The 20,203-nt window shown below is 68.0% G+C and carries 19 protein-coding genes; 6 read left to right on the plus strand and 13 right to left on the minus strand.

From position 1 onward, the window contains the following. Nucleotides 1–49 precede the first annotated feature (49 nt). From NA10_RS14375 to NA10_RS14390, 4 genes are all read right to left on the minus strand, one after another. On the minus strand, nucleotides 50–568 hold the full coding sequence (locus NA10_RS14375) for a winged helix-turn-helix transcriptional regulator (protein ID WP_067568282.1): 519 nt from the start codon (nucleotides 566–568) through the stop codon (nucleotides 50–52). After that, nucleotides 565–2,814: a molybdopterin-dependent oxidoreductase gene (locus NA10_RS14380; RefSeq protein ID WP_067568284.1), complete on the minus strand. Its 2,250-nt coding sequence runs from the start codon at nucleotides 2,812–2,814 to the stop codon at nucleotides 565–567. Before NA10_RS14380 ends, NA10_RS14375 begins: the two co-directional genes overlap by 4 nt. 101 nt (nucleotides 2,815–2,915) lie before the next feature. Next, nucleotides 2,916–5,378, minus strand: coding sequence for a phosphoketolase family protein (locus NA10_RS14385; RefSeq protein WP_084514653.1), 2,463 nt, complete (start codon nucleotides 5,376–5,378; stop codon nucleotides 2,916–2,918). 68 nt (nucleotides 5,379–5,446) lie between these two features. Continuing rightward, on the minus strand, nucleotides 5,447–6,055 hold the full coding sequence (locus NA10_RS14390; protein ID WP_218021520.1) for an alpha/beta hydrolase family protein: 609 nt from the start codon (nucleotides 6,053–6,055) through the stop codon (nucleotides 5,447–5,449). Between NA10_RS14390 and NA10_RS35595 the strand changes: the two genes are divergently transcribed. Beyond that, complete coding sequence (locus tag NA10_RS35595; RefSeq protein ID WP_084514663.1) at nucleotides 6,056–6,529, plus strand: TetR-like C-terminal domain-containing protein; 474 nt, start codon at nucleotides 6,056–6,058, stop codon at nucleotides 6,527–6,529. 16 nt (nucleotides 6,530–6,545) lie between these two features. Here NA10_RS35595 and NA10_RS14400 read toward each other — a convergent pair whose 3' ends face one another. Continuing rightward, the gene (locus NA10_RS14400) at nucleotides 6,546–8,222 is read right to left on the minus strand and encodes a CDGSH iron-sulfur domain-containing protein (protein ID WP_067568288.1); all 1,677 of its coding nucleotides are present in this window, start codon (nucleotides 8,220–8,222) and stop codon (nucleotides 6,546–6,548) included. A gap of 122 nt (nucleotides 8,223–8,344) precedes the next feature. Between NA10_RS14400 and NA10_RS14405 the strand changes: the two genes are divergently transcribed. Further along, nucleotides 8,345–9,253, plus strand: a complete 909-nt coding sequence (locus NA10_RS14405) for a LysR family transcriptional regulator (protein WP_084514655.1) — start codon at nucleotides 8,345–8,347, stop codon at nucleotides 9,251–9,253. On the opposite strand, the gene NA10_RS14410 is transcribed toward NA10_RS14405, so the two are convergent. After that, complete coding sequence (locus NA10_RS14410) at nucleotides 9,231–10,184, minus strand: DoxX family membrane protein (protein ID WP_067568290.1); 954 nt, start codon at nucleotides 10,182–10,184, stop codon at nucleotides 9,231–9,233. The genes NA10_RS14405 and NA10_RS14410 overlap by 23 nt on opposite strands. Nucleotides 10,185–10,469: 285 nt before the next feature. Between NA10_RS14410 and NA10_RS14415 the strand changes: the two genes are divergently transcribed. Beyond that, nucleotides 10,470–11,240 carry an RNA polymerase sigma factor SigF gene (locus tag NA10_RS14415; RefSeq protein WP_067568292.1) on the plus strand — a complete coding sequence of 257 codons (771 nt, stop codon included), beginning with the start codon at nucleotides 10,470–10,472 and terminating at the stop codon, nucleotides 11,238–11,240. On the opposite strand, the gene NA10_RS14420 is transcribed toward NA10_RS14415, so the two are convergent. Beyond that, nucleotides 11,210–12,214 (minus strand): NAD(P)/FAD-dependent oxidoreductase, encoded by a 1,005-nt coding sequence (locus tag NA10_RS14420; protein ID WP_373862374.1) that lies wholly within the window; start codon nucleotides 12,212–12,214, stop codon nucleotides 11,210–11,212. The genes NA10_RS14415 and NA10_RS14420 overlap by 31 nt on opposite strands. Nucleotides 12,215–12,269: 55 nt before the next feature. On the opposite strand from NA10_RS14420, the gene NA10_RS14425 reads away from it, so the two are divergent. Both NA10_RS14425 and NA10_RS14430 read left to right on the plus strand, forming a co-directional pair. Then, on the plus strand, nucleotides 12,270–12,854 hold the full coding sequence (locus tag NA10_RS14425) for a helix-turn-helix domain-containing protein (protein ID WP_067568294.1): 585 nt from the start codon (nucleotides 12,270–12,272) through the stop codon (nucleotides 12,852–12,854). A gap of 385 nt (nucleotides 12,855–13,239) precedes the next feature. After that, nucleotides 13,240–14,010: an SDR family NAD(P)-dependent oxidoreductase gene (locus NA10_RS14430; RefSeq protein WP_067568296.1), complete on the plus strand. Its 771-nt coding sequence runs from the start codon at nucleotides 13,240–13,242 to the stop codon at nucleotides 14,008–14,010. Nucleotides 14,011–14,014: 4 nt separating this feature from the next. Here the strand turns inward: NA10_RS14430 and NA10_RS14435 are convergent, their stop codons facing one another. Further along, complete coding sequence (locus tag NA10_RS14435; protein WP_067568298.1) at nucleotides 14,015–14,659, minus strand: pentapeptide repeat-containing protein; 645 nt, start codon at nucleotides 14,657–14,659, stop codon at nucleotides 14,015–14,017. A 158-nt stretch (nucleotides 14,660–14,817) separates the two neighbouring features. On the opposite strand from NA10_RS14435, the gene NA10_RS14440 reads away from it, so the two are divergent. Then, nucleotides 14,818–15,690: an SDR family oxidoreductase gene (locus NA10_RS14440; RefSeq protein ID WP_307188392.1), complete on the plus strand. Its 873-nt coding sequence runs from the start codon at nucleotides 14,818–14,820 to the stop codon at nucleotides 15,688–15,690. 2 nt (nucleotides 15,691–15,692) lie between these two features. Here the strand turns inward: NA10_RS14440 and NA10_RS14445 are convergent, their stop codons facing one another. From NA10_RS14445 to NA10_RS14465, 5 genes are all read right to left on the minus strand, one after another. Next, entirely contained in the window at nucleotides 15,693–15,989 is a 297-nt protein-coding gene (locus tag NA10_RS14445; RefSeq protein WP_067568301.1) for a hypothetical protein, read from the minus strand. Nucleotides 15,990–16,042: 53 nt separating this feature from the next. Continuing rightward, nucleotides 16,043–17,365 (minus strand): cryptochrome/photolyase family protein, encoded by a 1,323-nt coding sequence (locus NA10_RS14450; RefSeq protein ID WP_067568304.1) that lies wholly within the window; start codon nucleotides 17,363–17,365, stop codon nucleotides 16,043–16,045. Nucleotides 17,366–17,390: 25 nt separating this feature from the next. Continuing rightward, nucleotides 17,391–18,254 (minus strand): GNAT family N-acetyltransferase, encoded by an 864-nt coding sequence (locus tag NA10_RS14455; protein WP_067568305.1) that lies wholly within the window; start codon nucleotides 18,252–18,254, stop codon nucleotides 17,391–17,393. Between the two features lie 87 nt (nucleotides 18,255–18,341). Beyond that, nucleotides 18,342–19,469 (minus strand): PrsW family intramembrane metalloprotease, encoded by a 1,128-nt coding sequence (locus NA10_RS14460; protein WP_157556510.1) that lies wholly within the window; start codon nucleotides 19,467–19,469, stop codon nucleotides 18,342–18,344. Beyond that, nucleotides 19,466–20,035, minus strand: coding sequence for a hypothetical protein (locus tag NA10_RS14465; protein WP_157556511.1), 570 nt, complete (start codon nucleotides 20,033–20,035; stop codon nucleotides 19,466–19,468). The genes NA10_RS14460 and NA10_RS14465 overlap by 4 nt, the downstream gene beginning before the upstream one ends. Nucleotides 20,036–20,203: the final 168 nt, after the last annotated feature.

The raw sequence follows: 20,203 nt of genomic DNA on the forward strand, positions 1-20,203 counted from the left end.
GTCATCACGGTGCCGTGTACACCGCCTCGCGCGGCGGGCTTTCCTCCCTCTAGTCGGCGTGATCCCCCGGCTCGGCTTCGTCGAATCGGCCCGTGGCGAGGGCGGATTCGCGGTGCCGGACGGGGAAGCCGGGGCCCAGGCGGACCGAGACGTCGGCGTGGCGCAGGGGTTCGCGGCAGTGCGCGCAGACCACTTCGGCGTGGGTGTCGTGATCGCAGGTGGTGTGGTGCAGGACGACCGGGGGGCCGTCGGGGGCGAGATAGCGGTCACCCCAGGCCATCATGGCGGCGATGACGGGGAAGAAGTCGCGGCCCTGGTCGGTGAGCAGGTATTCGTAGCGGGGTGGACGGTCCAGGTATTGCACGCGCTCGAGCAGACCCTCCTCGACCAGGCGGGTCAGACGCTGGGTCAGCACATTGCGGCTCAGACCCAGAATGCGTTCGAAATCGTCGAAACGTCTTGCGCCGTAGAAGGCTTCGCGCAGGACGAGCGGCGTCCACCAATCGCCGATGAGATCCACCGTGCGGGCCACGGTGCACGGCCAGGTGGCGAACGTCGTGCGTTTCATGCGTCCACGGTATCCAAGCGGGCCGGGACGTACTTGTGCCACGGGGTGCCGACCCATTCGTCGCGCGAATCGAATTCGGTGAGTTCATTGGGGGCCGCGCCGGTGGTGACCTGCGCGCCGGTGGCATCGGTGACCGAGAGGCCGAAACCATTCGGCAGGGACAGGTGGCCGGGGCGCATGCGATCGGTGGGCTCCACGGGGACCTCGGCACTGCCGCGGCGGGTGGTGACGCGAACCAGATCACCGGGGGCCAGGCCCAAGTGGCCGGCATCGGCCAGGCTCATACGCAGGGTGCCGCCGCCATCGCGTTTGCGCCACAGCGGATCTCGGACGATGGTGTTGGCGGTGAAGGCGCGCCGCTCACCGGCCGAGAGCACGAACGGCCACTCGCCGTCGGCGGTATCGAGTTCGGGCAGGGTGGCCACCACATTCAGCAGGTCCGCCAGGTGCAGCTGGATCTTGTTGTCACGCAGCCGGTTCCACGTCTCCTCATAGTCGTCCTCGGTAATGACGATGCCGTGTTTGCCGGTGAGAATGGCCTCGAACAGCCGCTCGCCCGCCGCCAGACCGGTGCCGTACCCGGCGCGTTCGACGCTGGCGGGGAATCTACGCGCACAGTTGTAGGCCGCGGCCCACAGCATGGCCGCCGCGGCCGCACCGCCGGGCAGGGTCTCCCCGAGCGTCCGATACAGCAGTACCGGAGCGAGTTTGGCCGTTTTCCGATCGGCGAGCACACCGAGGAAGGCCATGGCGAAGGCTTCGCGACCCTGGGCGAGCGCGTCGCGCAGCGGCCGGTAATCGTCCTCGGTGAGCGCCCCGGCCGCTTCGACCAGACGGGCATGGATCTCCGGCTCGGCCAGCACGCCATCGGGTGCGGGCAGCACCGGATGGCGCAGGTGGAAGATATTGCGCGGGAAGTCGAAATTGAAGAATGTGGCCTCGTACTTCTCGAACTGGGTGGCCGCGGGAAGCACATAGTCGGCCAGGCGCGCGGTCTCGGTCATGGCCACATCGACCACCACCACCAGTTCCAGCGACTCCAGGGCCGCGCGCATGCGCGCCGAATCGGCAAGGGAGTGCACGGGATTGCTGCTCTCGATGAACATGGCGCGATAGCGTGCCGGATGATCGGTGAGGATCTCCTCGGTGATCACATTGCACGGCACCAGGCCGCTGATGATCGGGGCGCCCACCACCGGGCTCCTGGGCCCCTCCCCCGCCGGATGCCCGCGATCATGCCCGATGGCGGCCATACCGGTGAAGGCGTACTGGGTGCCCGGCTTGCCGACATTGCCGGTCAGCAGCCACACCAGCTTCTCCACATAGCTCACGACGGTGGAGTACCGGTTCATCTGTACGCCCAGGTCCTCCAGCGCCGCCACCGATTTCGCCCGCGCCAGCCGGTGCGTCGCCGCCACCACCAGATCGAGTTCGACATCGGCTATGGCGCAGTACTTCTCGATCGGCACCCGGCGCAGCACCGCTTCGACCTCCCGCAGGCCGAGTGCGTGTTCGGCCAGCCATTCGGTGGCGATGAGATTGTCCCGCAGCAGGATCGCCGCCATGGCCGACAGCAGGTACACATCGGTGCCAGGCCGCAATTGCAGATGGAAATCGGCCAGTTCGGCGGTTTCGGTGCGCACCGGATCCAGCACGATCATCGAGCGCTCCGGATCGCGCCCGATCTCCTTGAGCACCGTGCGAGCGCGCGGAAAGCCATGGGACTGATAGGGATTCTTGCCGATGAAGAACGCCACCTCGGCATGTTCCACATCGGCGCGCATCGGATATCCGGTCATGCGCGCGCCGACCCAGAAGTCACCGGTCTTCTCCTGCGCCAGCGCGCTGGAGCGGTACTTCATCCCGAACGCGGCCATGGTGGCGGGCGCGTACGCCCCGCCCAGGTGATTGCCCTGACCGCCACCGCCGTAGTAGAAGATCGATTCGCCGCCGTGCCGCAACCCGATCTCCCGCATACGCGCGCTGATCTCGGAAATCGCGGTATCCCAGTCGATTTCCTCGAATTCGCCATCGGGGCGGCGGCGCAGCGGTGCGGTCAGCCGATCGGTGCGGCCGTTCTGATAGTGGTCCAGGCGCAGCGCCTTGTTACAGGTGTAACCCGCCGAGGCGGGGTGCAGTTTATCGCCGCGAATCTTCTCGAAGGACCGGCCGTCCGGCCCGAGCAACACCTGGATGCCGCAATTGCACTCGCACAGGATGCATGCCGTGGGCTGCCACTCCGTCATTCGCCCAGCGTAAGCGAGTCAGTTCACTTGCGCTACCCACTTGGCGAAAGTGGCGCACCCGGCCGCGGGTAACTTTTTGATGGCGAGCCGGGCGCGGGCCGTCAGCGCGGGTACGGCCAGGTCCACTCGGCGACCTCGGGAATGTCCTCGCCGCGTTCGCGAGTCCACGCGCGGGCGGTCCAGCGGGCATCGACCATCTCCTGCCGCAGCCCCGCGGCCTGCGTCTGGAGCCCGGGAACGCGGTCGATGACATCCATGACCAGGTGATAGCGATCCATATCATTGAGCATCACCATGTCGAAAGGCGTTGTGGTGGTGCCCTTCTCCTTGTAGCCGCGCACGTGCAGCCCCGCATGGTTCGCCCGCCGGTAGGTCAGCCGATGGATCAGCCACGGATAGCCGTGGAAGGCGAAGATGACCGGGCGATCGGTGGTGAACATGGTGTCGAAGAGACTGTCCGGGAGGCCGTGCGGATGTTCGTCCGGCGGTTGCATGCGCATCAGGTCGACAATATTGATCACCCGAATCCGCAACCGCGGCAGGCGTTCCCGCAGAATCGCGGCGGCGGCCAGGGTCTCCAGCGTGGGCACGTCGCCCGCGCAGGCCAGCACCACATCGGGGGTGGTGCCGAGCTCGTCGTTATTGCCCGCCCACTCCCAGATACCCGCACCGCGCGCACAGTGCGCGGCCGCTTCCGGCACCGAAAGCCAGTCCTCCTGCGGCTGTTTGCCCGCCACCACCACATTCACGTAGTGCCGCGACCGCAGACAGTGGTCATAGGTCGAGAGCAGGGTATTGGCGTCCGGCGGCAGATACACCCGCACGATCTCGGGCGATTTGTTCAGCACCACATCCAGGAATCCCGGATCCTGATGGGTGAAGCCATTGTGGTCCTGCCGCCAAACATGTGACGACAGCAGGTAATTCAGACTCGGAATCGGCCGCCGCCACGATACCGCCGCGCTGGCGTCCAGCCATTTGGCGTGCTGGTTGAACATGGCGTCGACAATGTGGATGAACGCCTCGTAGCAGGTGAAGACGCCGTGCCGCCCGGTGAGCAGATACCCCTCGAGCAGACCCTCGCACATATGCTCGGACAGCACCTCGATGACCCGGCCCGCGCGATCCAATTTCACGTCGTACTCACCGATCTCGGCCTGCCAATCTCGGCCCGTCACGGTGAGGATGTCCTGTAATCGATTGCTGGCCAGCTCATCCGGGGCGAAGGTGAGGAAGTTGTCGGGATTGGCGGCGGTGACATCGCGCAGCCAGGTGCCCAGCACCTGCGTCGCCTCATGTTTGGTGCCGCCCGGGGTCGAGACCTGCACACCGTATTCGCGCCAGTCGGGCAGTTTCAGATCGCGCACCAGGGTGCCGCCGTTGCTGACCGGATTGGCGCTCATCCGCCGATCGCCCTTGGGCACCAGTCGCGACAACTCCTCGACCGGCCGCCCGGACTCGTCGAACAGCTCGTCGGGCCGATACGACCGCAACCATTGCTCCAGCACCGCACGATGTTCCGGATCGGTGCGCGCGGCCGGCAGCGGCACCTGATGCGCCCGGAAGGTGCCCTCGACGGGCTCACCGTCGACCACCGGCGGACAGGTCCAGCCCTTGGGGGTGCGCAGCACGATCATCGGCCAGATCGGGCGCGTACCGTCACCCGCGCGGGCGATCTGCTGGATCTCCGCGATCCGATCCAGGCAGCGATCCACCGCGGCGGCCATATCCTGGTGCACCGCGGCCGGGTCGCTCCCGGACACGATGATCGGGTCGTAACCGTACCCGTTGAACAGCGAAATCAGCTCCGACTCCGGGATGCGCGCCAGAATGGTCGGATTCGCGATCTTGTACTGATTCAGGGCCAGGATCGGCAGCACCGCGCCGTCGCGGGCCGGGTTGATGAATTTGTCGGCATGCCAGCTGCCCGCCAGCGGACCCGTCTCGGCCTCACCGTCACCGATCACGCAGAAGACCGTCAGACTCGGATTGTCCAGTGCCGCACCGAAAGCGTGCAGCAGCGAGTACCCGAGTTCACCGCCCTCGTGGAAGGAGCCCGGCGTTTCCGGAGCACAGTGGCTCGGCACCCCGCCCGGGAAGGAGAACTGCGCGAACAGCTCCCGCATCCCCTGCTCGTCACGCGGAATATTGCTGTACAGCTCGGAGTAGGTGCCCTCCAACCAGGCACAGGCATTCGGCCCCGGCCCGCCGTGGCCCGGTCCCGCCACGAACACCGCGTTCAGATCGCGCCCCAGAATGGCCCGATTGGCATGCGCCCACACCAGATTCAGTCCCGGTACGGTACCGAAGTGCCCCAGCAGCCGGGGCTTGATCTGTTCGGCCCCCAGGGGCGTGCGCAGCAGCGGATTCTCCATCAGATAGATCTGCCCGACGGCGAGATAATTGGCCGCCCGCCACCAGGCGTCGATGGCGCGCAGCTCCTCCGCACCCAGCGGGCCGGGACCGTCGCCGAGCCGGTACGGCCGCGGTGCGATGGTCGCGCCACCGGGACCGCCGATATTGTCGGCCGAAGTATCGTCGTTGGTGCCGGTCAACTGCGTCATACACGAGCTCCTCACGCTTGCGGGGTGTCGCCGGGGCGGACCTTTCGGGCGGGGATTCCCTGCACAGGCTACCCGCTGACGGCCGCCTCGAACGTGTCGTCCAGCCAGTCGTAGACGCGGGCGAAGGCCAGGCGCTGCGCCCCGGATTGGCAATGCGCGTCCGCGCCTTCGGCCGCGGTGAAGGACAGCAGGGTCTTGGGGCAGGTCAGGTGGGCGTAGAGGAGTTCGGGCTGACCTTTGAAGAAGCCGTCCTCGGTGCCCGCGCAGACCAGGGTGGGGCAGGTGATGCGCTCGGCGATGCCGTCCCGGACGTGGTAGTCCAGGTAGGCGGCGCAGAATTCACGTGCGGTGTCGACGCCGAAGGTGAAGCGGCCCTGGGCGATTGCCCAGCGCAGGGTCGGGCTCTCCTGCGCGGCCCGGTCGAGGACCTCGTCGAGCTCCGGATCGGAATCGGCGCGCAGTCGGCGTTCGATCTCGGCGCGATCTCCCGGAAGGCCCATGGTGGCGATGGTCCCGAGGTCGTAGACGCCGTCCAGGGTGATCAGGGCCGCGATACGCGGTTCGAAGGCGGCGGCGCGCGGGGTCAGGACACCGCCCATGCTGTTGCCCAGCAGCGCGATACGCGCCGGATCGACATCGGGGCGGGAGAGGGCGAACTCGATGACGGGGCCGACCACATGCTCCCAATCGGGGCGGAAGAACAGGCCGCGCCGATGCCGGGCGCCGGGCTGGCCCGGACCGTCGAAGGGAACCTCGAGGCCCTCAGCGCGGACGCGGCGATCACCTGGCTCACCGAACATTCCCCGATCCCGGATACCGGCAGCCTGCGGGCGGACCTGCGCGGATTCGCGAGCAAGGTCGCCGCCGACGTATCGGGCCCGGCCGGGCTGGGGGTGCTGCGGCTTGCGATGGCGCTGTCCAATGCCGGGGAGACCGGAGCGCAGGCCCGGAACCAATTCCTCACCGCACGTTTCGACCAGCTACGGGCCATGGTCGACCGGGCGGCGGCGCGCGGTGAGCGCGCCCCCGACCCGATGCAGATCGTGGACCACATTCTGGCCCCGATCTACGTGCGGACGCTCTTCGGTCTGGGACCGCTCGGCGACGCCTACACCGATGCGCTGGCCGACCGGCTGGTCGACCGATCCTGAAGTGCCACCGCCGCGCTCAGGCCGGGCACCCGTCCTTGATCCAGCGCTCGAAGGCGTCCACATGCTCGACCGGCCACGCGCCGTCACACGGCATCGACCCCTGCCGCAGCCGGGTGAGAATACCGTCGGCATGCTGCGTCACATCGGCATGCGACCACAGATCGAACACGAAACTCATGGATTTGCGGTCCATTTCGCGGAACAGCGGCTTGATGTGGTCGGCGAAGCCGAGGGGTTCATCCCCCGCCGGAAGCGTCACGGCCCGTTCGGTTTTCGGCTCCAGCGCCGAGATCCGCGAACCGGGTGTGGCATTGCACACCCACCACCAGCGCGGTACCGGCATATGCGGGGGCGGATTCGCGCCGGGCTGGGAGTTCTCCACCGCGATCCGCGAACCCCACTCCACATAGGCGGCGAAGGCGGCGCGGAACTCCGGATCACGCGGCAGGCCCGCGTCATCGGCGGCGCGCGAGATGAGCTGGGCCCAGCGGGCGCGCCACTCCTCGGTGAGGGCCTTACCGGCGTGCTCGGCGACCATATGGTCGTAGCCGCCGTAGCGCTCGGTGTACAGCAGTGGCCCGCCGAAGGTTTCGGTCAGCCACGCCGCCACCCGCTCGGGATGATCGGGTGACATGCGCGCGAACAGCGGGGCCAGCAGTTCGTCATTGGCCACGTACTTGCCGTAGAAGATCTTGGTCATCCGGGTCAGCGCGGGCAGTCCGCCCGCCCATTCGAACAGGCTCGGCTCCTGCGACATCGGCGGATCCTGGAAGCCCACGTAGTAGTGCATCCCGCTGCAGAACGGCTTGTTGCGCGATTGCCCGCACCGGCACAGGCTGTAGTGCTCGCGATCGGCCGCGCCGTCCAGCGGCACCCCGCCGGTGATCCGATACGGTCCGTCCTTGGACACCTCGACCGCCGGATCACGGTGCGGCAGTGACACATCCGGGCTGCCGAGCGCGCCGGACGGGCAGGCCCGCACCGCCGCGGCGATCTCATCGGCGCGCGCGCCGCTGGGCGCGACGAACGGCTCCTGGCCGGCCCGGAATGCGGTCGGCACCCGATCGGTGCAGAACCCCGAATGCGCGCAGAGTCCGCGATTGTCGGTGACCGTCACCCCCATCCCGGGATAGGTGTCGAGCTGATCGGGCACGCGCTCGGGATCCTTGGCGCCGCTGAAACCGATCCGGGCGTGACTGCCATCGCAGAGCGGCTTCATTTCCGAAGCGCCACAGCGGCACAGCGCCATCTGCGGGAAGGTGCGAATGGGTTCGCCGAGCCAGTTGGTGAGCTGTTCGGGATTGCTGAGCAGATACGGTCCGTCCGGCGCGACCTCGATCCGCATCGGCGAAACACCTTGAATCGCGGCAAGTTCGGCGACGCGCGCGGCCAAAACCTTTTCGTCCGAGGCGAATACGCAGGCGAGGTGCTGAAGGGCGGCCACCGCCTCCTGCAATTCCGGCAGATCATCACCGGCCCGCAATCGGGTGGCGTCCTTGGCCAGCTCCCACAGTCGCTGCTCCGGTTCACCGAGCTCGGGTTCGACTGTGACGGAGTCCGTTTCACCCACGACGGCGGCGAGTGGGCGGATGACCGTATCGCTGAGCGGAGCCGCACCCTCGACGAGTTCACCGTTGAGACGCCGGGCACGGGCCAGCAGGGTGCGGAGTTCGTTCCGGGTGGCGGTGGTCAAGGCATGCCTTCCCTCGAGGACGAGTGGGTATCCACTTCGAAGGATGCCCACCGAAACCCCCGGGAACAATGACCGTTCGCTCAACGCTTATGTAGTTCCACTCAGGAAACGAGCGAAGGTCCATGGAGCTCTACGAAATCGAGGCATTCCTCGCGGTGGCCGAACACCTGCATTTCGGGCGCGCCGCCGAACAACTGCACGTCTCCCCCAGCCGGGTCAGCCAGACCATCACACAGTTGGAGCGGCGTGTCGGCGCGCAGCTCTTCGAGCGCACCACCCGGCGGGTGACCCTGACCCACATCGGTGAACAGCTGATGCACGATCTGCGACCCGGACATGAGCAGATCCAGCGGGGCATCGGCCGGGCTGTCGGGGCGGGTCGCGGGTTCGCGGGCACGCTCACGGTGGGATTCATCGGCGCGGCCGCCGGGCAGCTCTGTCATGCCACCGCCGCGCGGTTCCGGACCGCGCATCCCGAGACCGAACTGACCATTCGCGATGCCCAGCTCACCGACGGAACGAGCTGGTTCACAACGGGTTTCGACATGGTGCTGGTGAGCCGTCCCATCGAGGATCCGGCACTGGTGCACGGTCCGGTGCTGATCACCGAACCGCGGATGCTGGCCGTGTCGACCGAGCATCCGCTGGCCTCGCGCACCAGTGTGGAACTGGAGGATCTGGCCGCGGTGACACTGCTGGACGTGCCCGAGTCCGTGCCGCGGTCCTGGGTGCGCGACCACCTGCCGACCCGGACGCCCGCGGGCAAGCCCATTCCGCGCGGCCGAATGGTGCGCACCTTCCAGGAGGTGCTGGCCTCGATCGGCGCGGGTGAGGGCGCGTTCATCTGTGGCGCGCAGGTGAATCGCTACTATCAGCGACCCGATATCGCCTTCCTGCCGATCGTCGGGACCCCGCCCGTGCAGTGGGGTTTCACCTGGCGCGCCTGCGATGAGACCGCCCGTATCCGCGCCTTCGACACCGCCGCGCACGAGCTGGTCCGGGCAGACCTCACACGCGCCAACCGGCCCTGAGCCGACGGCGACCGCCGCGATCCTTGGCCGCGTCGGCCAGTTCGGTACCGCGATCCTTGGCCGCGTCGGCCAGTTCGGCGCCACGATCCCGGACCACCTCGGCCAGCTCCGAACCGCGATCGCGCATCACGTCCGCCAGCACCGCGCCGCGATCCTTGACCACCTCCGAGAGCACCGCGCCCTTGTCCTTGACCACGTCGGACAGCAGCGCGCCGCGATCCTTCACGACCTCGGAGAGCTCCCCGCCGCGATCGCGCGCCACCTCGGCCAGGTGCGCACCGCGATCCTTGGCGACATCGGCCAGGTGCGCACCCCGATGCTGGGCGATCTCGGCCAGATGAGCGCCACGGTCCTGGGCGATCTCGGCCAGCTGCGAGCCGCGGTCCTGGGCTATTTCGGCCAGGTGCGCCCCCTGCTCATGGGCGCGCTCGGCCAGCAGCGAACCCTTGGCCTGGGCCGTATCAGCCAGTTCGGCGGTTCCCGCGGCGGCCCGCTCCGCGAACTCACGCCATGCGGGCGTACCACGGCCGCCCTTATCTCCCGCCGCGATGAGCAGACCGCCCAGCAGGCTCAGATCCTTGAGAAAGGCCAATCGTTTGGCGGACTTCAGGGCCGGATCGGTTTCGGCCCAGAAGTCCTGTTCGGTGATGGTCGCCGGAATCACGGTCGCGGCGAGCAGACCCGCGGCCAGGCGCGGGACGCGGCCGAAGGCGAGCAGCGCGCCACCGCCCACCTGCACCATGGCATTGATCCGCACGGCACGATCGGGTTCGGGGAAGCGGTCCGCATAGCGATCGGGCAACACTCGTTTGGCCTGCTGCACCCGATCGGCGGCAGCCTTGGTGCGGTGCTGTGGGTTGGCGAGGGTGTCCAATCCCTCGGCTATGAACGCCGTCGCGAGCAGTGGGCGGGCGAGTCGTCGCATCAACATGATGAGGAGGGTCCTTCCTGGTCGCCGATACTCCGGCTGTAACCGGAACGGCGGCCGGTAAACCCGGCTGTGCACAGGTTTCCCACGTCTCGGTTTGGCAACGGGGAGAAGGGGGTACTCATGCACCAGGTTGATAGAACAGCCGATCCCGGGAGGTCCGCACTCATGCGGCCGGCCGGTGGTGCGACAGCAGATTTCGCCACTGCGAAACGCTAAGACGCGCGGCGCAGCCGGACATCCCTCTGGGAGGTCGTGGCGCAATCAGCCGGAGTCGGAGTTTGACCGATGACCGTTAACACCTACGACAATATCGAGGCGGCCTTTCAGGAGCTCGCCGTCGCCGACGAGAACCTCGACCCCAAACGAAACCGCCTGCGGGAGCGCATCATAGAACGCTGCCTACCGCTCGCCGATCACATCGCGCGCCGATTCGCCGGCCGCGGTGAGGGATTCGACGATCTACAACAGGTCGCGCGCGTGGGACTGGTTCAGGCCGTGGATCGGTTCGACGTCTCACGCGGTTCGACCTTCCTGTCCTTCGCGGTTCCCACCGTCATGGGCGAGGTACGCCGGCACTTCCGCGACTACACCTGGTCGGTTCGAGTTCCCCGGCGCACCAAGGAGATTCAGCTCCAGATCGGCGGCGCCGTGGAACGATTGGCACAGCGGCTCGGGCGGATGCCCAAGGCCCGCGAAATCGCCATCGAGCTCGACGTGGACCTGTTCGAGGTCACCCAGGCGCTGGTGGCCGCCAACGCCTATCAGGCCAGCTCGCTCGACGCCTACACCGGCGACGACGGTGAGAACACACCGCTGTCCCCGGCCGAGTCGCTGGGCGCGGACGACCCCGATTTCGAACTCATCGAACAGCGAATGGCGGTGCGCCCGCACCTGATCCAACTCGAGGACCGCGAGCGCGACATTCTCACCATGCGCTTCTTCGAATGCCGGACCCAGAAGCAGATCGCCGACCACCTCGGCATCTCCCAGATGCACGTGTCCCGCATCCTGTCCCGCACGCTCGATCAACTGCGCGCAGACGCCCTGGCCGACTGATAGGCCGCCACGGCGGCGGTGGTCTCCTCGGTCATCAGATCGGCGTTGATCATCGCCCCGGCGGTGGCGCCGGCCGCGGCGGCCGCGCCGACCTGGGCGGAGAGATCGGTGACATTGCCCGCCACCCAGATACCGGGGGCATCGGTGCGGCCGGTCGGGTCGGCGGGAATGTGCTCCCCCATACCGGAGGGGTGCTGCACGGGCTTCAGATCGAGGGCCGCGAGGAAGTGCGCACGCGCCACCATGCGCGAGGCCACCGCCACGGCCGTGCGCGGCACGACCGTACCGTCCTCGAGCCGGACGCCGACGACCCTGTCATCGGCGATCTCGAGTGCCCGCACCGCACCGGTCACCACCGGAATCCCGCGTGCCGCAAGCTGTTCCGCCTGCTCCGCCGTCGGTGTGACGGTGTGCGCGAAGAAGGTGATATCCGGGCTCCACTGCCGGAACAGCAGCGCCTGATGCACCGACATCGGGCCGCTGCCCAGAATGCCGATGGCCTGATCGCGCACCTCCCAGCCGTGGCAGTACGGGCAGTGGATCACATCGCGGCCCCAGCGCTCGCGCAGCCCCGCGATATCGGGCAGTTCGTCGACGAGTCCGGTCGTCACCAGCAGCCGCCGTGCGCGCACGGTGCGGCCATCGGCCAATTCGACCGTGAATCCGCTGTCGTCCCGGGTCGCGTCGACCACGGTGCCGGACAGCAGGTGACCGCCGTAACCGCGCACCTCCTCGCGACCGCGCGCCAGCAATTCCGCCGGGGGCATACCCTCGCGGGCCAGCAGCCCGTGCACGCCGTCGGCGGGGGCATTGCGGGGTTCGCCCGCATCGATCACCAGTACCGAGCGCCGGGCCCGGGCCAGCATGAGCGCACCGTTCAGACCGGCCGCGCCACCGCCGATCACCACCGCGTCGTAGCCGTCCACCAGCTGATCCGTCATCATGACCTCCTTGTTCCGCTTGTTATCGACCATGCGAGAAGATCCACAAATCTGGCAAGGATATTTGCCGATACGGCAAACTCGGAGGATGGACAGCGAACTCGATCAGGCCCTCGACGCGGTCGGCCCGCGCTTGCGAGACCTGCGGCACAAGCGCGAGGCCACGCTCGCCGAGCTCTCCGCGAGCACCGGAATCTCGGTCAGCACCCTGTCCCGGCTGGAGTCCGGGGCGCGGCGGCCCACCCTGGAACTACTGCTGCCGCTGGCCAAGGCGCACGGGGTCACCCTCGACGAACTCGTGGGCGCGCCGCCCACCGGCGATCCGCGCATCCATCTGCGACCGGTCAGCCGCGGCGGGATGACCATGGTGCCGCTCACCCGGCGCGCCGGTGGCATTCAGGCGTACAAACTGGTCATCCCCGGCGGGACGCGCCGCGAGCCCGACCCGCAGACGCATGAGGGCTACGAATGGATGTACGTCCTCAACGGGCGACTGCGGGTGGTGCTCGGCGACCACGATTTCATCATGTTGCCCGGAGAGGCGGCGGAATTCGACACCCGCGAACCGCACTGGTTCGGCGCGGCCGGACCCGAATCGGTCGAATTCCTCAGCCTCTTCGGCAAACAGGGGGAACGGGCACACCTGCGCGCCCGGCCCCAGCCCAAGCACTAATCGCGCGCGCCTGGCGGCATGTGAGTGTTCGGCGCGCAGGCAGACCACACCCGCGAGCGTGCGCACCGTGCCCGAGTGCATGCGGGCCGTGTTGTGACGGGTCCATCGGCCTGGCACCCCCGCACACGCTGCCGGACGGCTTGCGCGCGGTTCCGCTCGGCGATGCCGCGCCCAGCGATCCGGTGGTGGCGTGGCAGCGGGCCGATCGCAATCGCTCATCGGCTCGTTTCGGCGGATCGCGGCCGAGGTGTTACCGAACCCGCTGATCATCCGGCCCGACAAACCAAGCACTTGCTTGTTTTACTGCGGTGGACTACCAATAGGGTCGTACCGACCTGTTCATATGCGTCGCGCCCACCCGCGCGCCCCGCACCGAAGGAAGTAAATGGACGACTTCGGTCACCGGCCCGGGGCCGCACTCGTACTCGGAGCCAGCGGCGGGCTCGGCCTGGCCACCGCGCGCATGCTCATCGAGCGCGGCAGCCATGTGGGGCTGACCTACTTCCGCTCGGCGGGCAAACTGGATCCACTGCTCACCCTCGCCAAGGAGCGCGGACGGCGAGCGATGTCGTGGCGACTCGACCTCACCGACGCCGAACGCGCGGCCGAGGTCATGGCGCAGACCGCCGCCGAATTCGGCGGCATCCACACCCTGGTCCACGCGGCCGGACCGCATATTCCGATGCGGCATCTGAGCCGAATCACCCCGGGCGACTTCAGGTCTCAGCTCATCGACGATGCCGGCGGCTTCTTCAACGCCGCGCACGCGGCGCTGCCGTATCTGCGCGAGACCGGCGGCAATATCGTCGCCGTCACCACCGCGGCCACCGCGCGCTTCCCCATTCGCGACGGCCTCTCCAGCGCACCGAAAGCCGCCGTGGAAGCGCTGATTCGGGGCATTGCCGCCGAAGAGGGCCGGTTCGGGATTCGCGCCAACTGCGTCGGACCGGGTATGACCACCGACGGCATGGCCGATCGGCTGATCAGCTCCGGTGAGCTCGATCAGCACGCCCTGGACGTCACCCGCGCCAATATTCCGTTGCGCCGCTTCGGAAATGCCGAGGACATCGCCGAAGCGGTCTGCTTCCTGGCCTCGGACCGCGCCGATTTCATCAGCGGACAGAAGCTCGATGTCGACGGCGGCTACGGGGTGTGATCGCTCAGCGATCGGAGACGTTGAGCCCGATATTGTGCGCGAAGACCGGGGCCAGATCCATCAGCTGTGAGCTGTTGATCGTTGCGCCGCGCAGGGATTCGACACCGTCGAAGATGCCGATCGCCCGCGCCGAGCGCAGGTCCACCTTCGCCAGGGTGGCCTTGCGCAGGGACAGCGCCTCGATCTCGGATCCGGGAAAACTCACCGAGGTCAGCTTCGCCTCGCTGATATCCAGATGGCGCAGTACGCAATCCACGAACGACACCTCGTTCAGGTGCGCGCCGCGCAGGTTCACCGAATCGAATTTGCAGTTGTAGAACGTGACCCGGCGCAGGCGCGCACCGAACGCCTCCACGCCCGACCAGGCGTTCATCACCAATTCCGCGTCCATCCACGAGGTTTCGGACAGATCGGCGCGAATCCACTGCGTGCCCTGAATCCAGACATCGTTGAACCTGGTGTGCCGCATACTGCCGCCGGTGATGGTGCCGCCGGTCATGGCGCATTCGGTGAGCTGCGCGCCGCGCACCTCGGCGTCCTCGAGCCGGAGGCCCTCGAAGAGCGCGCAATCGTATTCGCCCTCCATCGTGAGATCCTCGCGGGCTTCCAGAAAGCGCGCGAACGACAGATCGGCCAAATCCCGCGGCATCGAAGATCCTCACCTCTGCTCGGCAACAAGTCCTGCGACCGTAGCCGACCGCCCCGACACCCCGGTGCGGTCGGTGCCCGGAACCGGCCGGCCGCCCACCGGCGTAGGCTGCGAAACGTCAGCATTTTGATCACCCACTGCACCGGGAGGGTTCGATCGTGACGAAAATCGGTGTCACCGGAGCGACCGGCAAGCTCGGCACCCTGGTCGCCCAGCGTCTGGCCGCCGCGGGAGCGGATCTGCGATTGATCGCCCGCAGCCCCGGAAAACAGTTGCCCCTGCCCGATGCCGAAGTGCGTTTTGCCAATTACGGCGACGGGCCGAAATTCGAACTCGCGGTCACCGGGGTGGAGACACTACTGCTGGTCTCGGCCATGGAGAGCGAACTGCGCGTGGCCGAACACACCACCGCCATCGAGGCGGCCGTCGCCGCGGGGGTACGGCGCATCGTCTACATCTCCTTCCAGGGCGCGGCGCCCGAGGCCACCTTCACCTTCGCCCGCGATCACTGGTACACCGAACAGCAGATCCGGCAGACCGAACTGCCCTTCACGTTCTTGCGGGACAACAACTATCAGGTGCATCTGCCCGCGATGGCCGATCCCGAGACCGGGGTGATCCGAGGACCCGCCGGGGACGGGCGGGTCGCGGCGGTCGCGCACGAGGACATCGCCGATGTCGCCACCGCGGTCCTGCTCGATGATCAACTGCTACCCAATGCGGTGCGCGATATCACCGGACCGCGGGCCATGGATCTGGACGAGGTCGCCGAGATTCTCAGTCGCCGCACCGGCCGCCCCATCACCTATAAACCCGAGTCGATACCCGAGGCGTACGAAAGCCGCTCGCACTACCACGCACCGGACTGGATGGTCGCGGGCTGGGTGAGTTCCTACCAGGCCATCGCCACCGGCGAACTCGCCACCGTGTCCAGCACGGTGGAGGCCGTCACCGGCCATCCACCCATCGACTTCGAGCACTACCTCGACACCCACCCCGAGGTGCTGGACCGGCTCACCGGCCGCGCCTGACCTCAGACCGCGGCGATGGACGCCAGCAGATCCCGCACCACCGCGATCAGTGCCTGCGGGGACGGATCCCGCTGCAACGCAAGCAATTCGTCCTGAAGCGCCGGCGGCAGCGACGGCTCCTCGAAATCGGCCAGTGCCGCCCGCAACTCACTCACCTGCACCTCGCTCAGCTGCGCCAAAGGCGCCACCACCTCCTCGATCTGCACCCCGTCCAACAGCGGATTCGCCGCCGCCACCCGCACCCGCGCGGCAATGGTGGGAGGCAAATGACCCGCGACAACCTGCAACAATGTCTTCACCCACCCGAGCGTATGGCCCGCACCTGGTCCCCGCCCCCATTTCGGCGTTCCCGTCACATGCCTTTGCATTCGATGATGGGGGGCGGATAGTCGGGGGCGAGAAGGGGTGAGCGCCAGGGTTTGTGGGCGGCCGGGCCGGGCAGCTCGGCGAGTTCGGGGAGCCAGCGATGGACGTAACTGCCCTCGGGGTCATAGCGTTCGGCCTGGCGCAGCGGGTTGAGCATGCGGTTCGGGCGGGTGTCGGTGCCGGTGCCCGCGGCCCACTGCCAATTCAGTTGATTGTTGGCCACATCGCCGTCGGCCAGCCAGTGCATGAAATGCGCTGCGCCGATACGCCAGTCGATGCCGAGGGATTTGCTCAGGAAGCCGGCCGCGACCAGCCGGGCGCGACCGGGCATCCAACCCTCGGCCACCAGTTGGCGCATGGCGGCGTCGATGATCGGATAGCCGGTTCTGCCTGTGCGCCAAGCCTTCACGGCCCGCGGGTCGGTGCGCCACGGGGCCGGACGGGGGCGATAGTCCCGCACCGCCACCTCGGGGCGGGCGGCCAGGAGTTGATTGTTGAAATCGCGCCAGGCGAGCTGACGGGCGAAGGCATGACCGCCCGGGGTGGACAGATCGGTGCGGCGCACCAGCTCGGTCGGTGAGAGGCAGCCGAAATGCAGGTACGCGCCCAGATGCGAGGTGGCGTCCGCACCGAGATCGTCATTGCGGGCCTCGTACTCGGCGACCGGGCCGGAAAGCCAGGCGCGCAGGATCTTTCGCCCGGTCGTCTCTCCGCCCACCTCGAGCTGCGGAGACCCTTCCTCCGCGCACAGCTCGGCCCGGTCGGGCATATCGATACCGTCCACCTCGGGAACGGTCAATACCGAAGGCCGGGGCGCGGCGGCGCGCAGCGGCGTCTCGACCCAGCGCCGGAAATACGGGGTGAATATCGAGAAATGATCGCGTCCGGTCGCCGGGCGAAGTTCGGCGGGATCCACCACGCTCACCGAACCGGCATGCTCGGTGACCTCGATACCGTTGTGCCCCAACTGTTCCCGTAGCCGCCGCAGCCGCACCGCACTGTATCCGCTCACATCCGCCGCGATATGCACCCGATCGGCCCCCACCTGCCGCGCGACCCGCGCCACCTCCTCGGCGACCTCCCCGCGCCGCAACACCAACCGGCCGCCCATCGCCCGCAATTCCGTATCCAGCTCCCCCAGCGCCGCCAGCAGAAACCGAATCCGGTTGCCGCCCAATTCCGTCCGGCCCAGAATCCGATCATCGAAAACGAACAGCGGCACCACCCCCCGCGCCCGCGCCGCGGCGGCCAGCACCGGATTGTCCCGCACCCGCAGATCCCGGGTGAACAACGCGACAGCCACACTCATCGACAATCCCCTTCGCATGGTCCGGTCACGAAATGCTGGCCGGGGTGCGCGAGATGCGGCCGCCCAGGCGCTCATTGACCGCGAAACCGTGTTTTCGGCACCAGGCCGCCAGTAGGGGGACCGCCGAATCGTCATCGCGGTAGGTCGGGACCAACTGTCCCACAATGGTCAGGTGGTGGGCGTCGGCGGCCCGGCACAGCTGTTGCAGCACGGCCGTTCCCAGGCCGGTGCCGCGCAACTCCGGATTCACCGTGATGTTGTCCAGCTTGATGGTGTTCGCGTACACGTCGAAGGCCACATCGACCAGATCGTCACCGCGGCGCAGGGATTCGAGGTCGGCGGGCAGCGGGCGCAGCGCGCCGGGCAGATGGTCCGAGAGGCGCTGGCGCGCCGCCTCATCCGGGGCCGCCCGGGTCACCGCCACCACCTGTTCGGTGAGATCGCCGACCGCCACCCGATCCCCCAGCGCCGCCAGCGGGCGCACCCGTTCGGCGGCGTCGGCGAGGACGCGCAACTGCCGCGCCCAATGCGGATCGGTGGACTCGTACTCGGACATCAACTCCGCGAGGGTGAACTCCAACCCGATCGGGGCGCCGCGGCTGCGCAGATAACCACCCGACAGCACACCCCAGCGCCGATCCTCCGCACCGACACCGTGCCGGGCCAGTTCGCGCAGCAGTGCGTCGCGCCGCCCCGAGGCATTGGCGATGGTGGTGCCGGGCAGCCGATGCAGCCAGCGCCGCCACCCGGTGAGATTGGCGCGAATACGGCTGCCCGCGACATCGCCACTGGCCTCCAAATATTTGCACAATGCTTGCTGTCGCCGCTCGAGCAGTTCGCGCGCGCGGTCGTCACCGGCCGTATCCGGAAGCGACTTGCCCTCACTCATAGCGAACAAGCTAGCGCTCGGCACCCAAGTCGCTGGTAACCGGCACGCTCAGGATCGACTTCGACCACCCATCGACGCATTATGCGACTACCTCTCCGAGGTTTGCTGGTAGTTCCACATCGGCTGCGGTCGCGGCTCGGCCAGCAGCCCCACCCGATCGATCAGCTCGCGCTCATAGCGCCGGGCCTGGCGGCGATCCATTCGTGTGGCCGCACGCAATCCCGACCGTGCCCGCCGCCGACTGCGCCGGGTGAGCAGTGCGGCCAACTGCGCCTCCGCACCCAGGCCGCGGGCTATCGGCTGGGCGATGATGCCGCGCAACCACTTTCGCTCGGTGCCCAATACCCAGCGGTAGGCCAGGGTGAAGATCGCCAGATCGATGATGACCGGCAGGACCATCATCAACCAGCCCGGACCGCCCGGACGCGGTGCGTCGAAGGTGAAGTGCATCAGCACCGCCAGGCCGTAGAACAGCGCGCAGCATCCCACTCGCCAGCCCCACGACCGATCGGTACGAATCAACAGCACCACAATGCCGACGCCCGCCAGCGCGGACATGGCCCAGTGCGAAGTCAACGCCGTCACCAACCGCAGCAGCGCCACGATCAGCACATCGGCCACCGGATTCTGCGGCGCCGCCAGCGCGGCCTGCACGCTGTACAGCACATCCTCGGAAATCTGCGCGCCCAAACCGACGAAACCGCCGATCAGGAAACCGTCCACGGGCCGCCGCAACCGGGATCGGAACAGCACCGCCACCACCGCGATACCGATCGCCTTGATGAACTCCTCATCGATGGGCGCGGCGATCGCGGCCTGCCAGTCGCTCGCGAACGCATCGCCCGCCAGATTCGTCACCGCGTGCGTCACATGGTCATTCGCCCACAGCGCCACACCCGGCCAGACCGACGCGCCCCAGAGGAAGCCCAGCACAATCGGCGCGACCAGACGCCGCCGCGCGCGAAAGGGATCCAGCTCGCACAACACCCAGCCGAAGAACAGCAGGGTCGCCGCGGTGACGGGCAGCGCCGCCATGGCCTCCGCGCCGCCGTATCGGACCATTCCCGCGGCCTGCGCCAGGAAGATCAGCGGACCCGCCAGTACCGCCGGGCAGTAGACCCAGAACAGCGCCGACCTCGGCTGGAACCAACTCCCCGCCTCGATCGGCCCGGCACTCGTCATCGCCACCGGAGCGCCCGCTCCCGGCCGACTCACACCTGCACCGCCGCGGCCGAGGCGAGCACGGCCAGGATGAGCGCGCGGCCCGCCTCCCGGGTCGGACCGGTGACAGTAATGGTCACCGCGATATCACCGGAGTTCGCGACCGCGCAGACACCGCCCGCGGTGCCGGGCAGGACGCAGAACAGGCCGTGGAACGCGCCGGCATCGATGACAGTGCCGTCGAAGTCGACCTCCTGCCCGGCCGCGCGCAGCGGCAGCAGCAGTCGCGGTGCGGCGGTGTCGAAATCGGTGATGCCGTCCACCACCGAGACGCCCAGGCGCTGTTCACCGATATCGGATTCGAAGATCCCGGTGGCGATATCGCCGGTGGCGATGCGCCGCATGGCCTCGGGCACCTCGAAGGAGACGCCGTTCGACGGGTCGGCGGTGCCGTGGACCGCACCCAATCCCGTGGCTGTGAGGGTGACTTCGGTGCCCGCCGAGACCGGCGTCTCGCGGGTGGGTACGGCCGCGTCCACGAGCGGCGGCACCACGATGATCACGGCGAGCGCGGCCACCGCCGCCAGCGCCGGTCTCACCGAATGAACAAGGCGCGCCATGACTTCCAGCCTCCCGGTCTGTGCGGCACGCTCGCGATGGGCGACCGGCAGCATGCGATAGCCGAGAGTTAACCACAACTCGTGTCGGCGGCCGGGGATGCACGCCGCCGCAATCGGATCGATCGGGACGGCGAATTCGAGAGCAGGTCACCGCGAATGGCTCCCGGG

The organism is Nocardia acidivorans NBRC 108247 (assembly GCF_001625085.1).
Lineage (GTDB): Bacteria > Actinomycetota > Actinomycetes > Mycobacteriales > Mycobacteriaceae > Nocardia > Nocardia acidivorans.

Coding starts and splice junctions, on each gene's coding strand:
- NA10_RS14375 (WP_067568282.1), bottom strand. CDS start 568: ATGAAACGCACGACGTTCGCCACCTGGCCGTGCACCGTGGCCCGCACG.
- NA10_RS14380 (WP_067568284.1), bottom strand. CDS start 2,814: ATGACGGAGTGGCAGCCCACGGCATGCATCCTGTGCGAGTGCAATTGC.
- NA10_RS14385 (WP_084514653.1), bottom strand. CDS start 5,378: ATGACGCAGTTGACCGGCACCAACGACGATACTTCGGCCGACAATATC.
- NA10_RS35595 (WP_084514663.1), top strand. CDS start 6,056: ATGCTCCCAATCGGGGCGGAAGAACAGGCCGCGCCGATGCCGGGCGCC.
- NA10_RS14405 (WP_084514655.1), top strand. CDS start 8,345: ATGGAGCTCTACGAAATCGAGGCATTCCTCGCGGTGGCCGAACACCTG.
- NA10_RS14410 (WP_067568290.1), bottom strand. CDS start 10,184: ATGTTGATGCGACGACTCGCCCGCCCACTGCTCGCGACGGCGTTCATA.
- NA10_RS14415 (WP_067568292.1), top strand. CDS start 10,470: ATGACCGTTAACACCTACGACAATATCGAGGCGGCCTTTCAGGAGCTC.
- NA10_RS14420 (WP_373862374.1), bottom strand. CDS start 12,214: ATGGTCGATAACAAGCGGAACAAGGAGGTCATGATGACGGATCAGCTG.
- NA10_RS14425 (WP_067568294.1), top strand. CDS start 12,270: ATGGACAGCGAACTCGATCAGGCCCTCGACGCGGTCGGCCCGCGCTTG.
- NA10_RS14430 (WP_067568296.1), top strand. CDS start 13,240: ATGGACGACTTCGGTCACCGGCCCGGGGCCGCACTCGTACTCGGAGCC.
- NA10_RS14435 (WP_067568298.1), bottom strand. CDS start 14,659: ATGCCGCGGGATTTGGCCGATCTGTCGTTCGCGCGCTTTCTGGAAGCC.
- NA10_RS14450 (WP_067568304.1), bottom strand. CDS start 17,365: ATGAGTGTGGCTGTCGCGTTGTTCACCCGGGATCTGCGGGTGCGGGAC.
- NA10_RS14455 (WP_067568305.1), bottom strand. CDS start 18,254: ATGAGTGAGGGCAAGTCGCTTCCGGATACGGCCGGTGACGACCGCGCG.
- NA10_RS14465 (WP_157556511.1), bottom strand. CDS start 20,035: ATGGCGCGCCTTGTTCATTCGGTGAGACCGGCGCTGGCGGCGGTGGCC.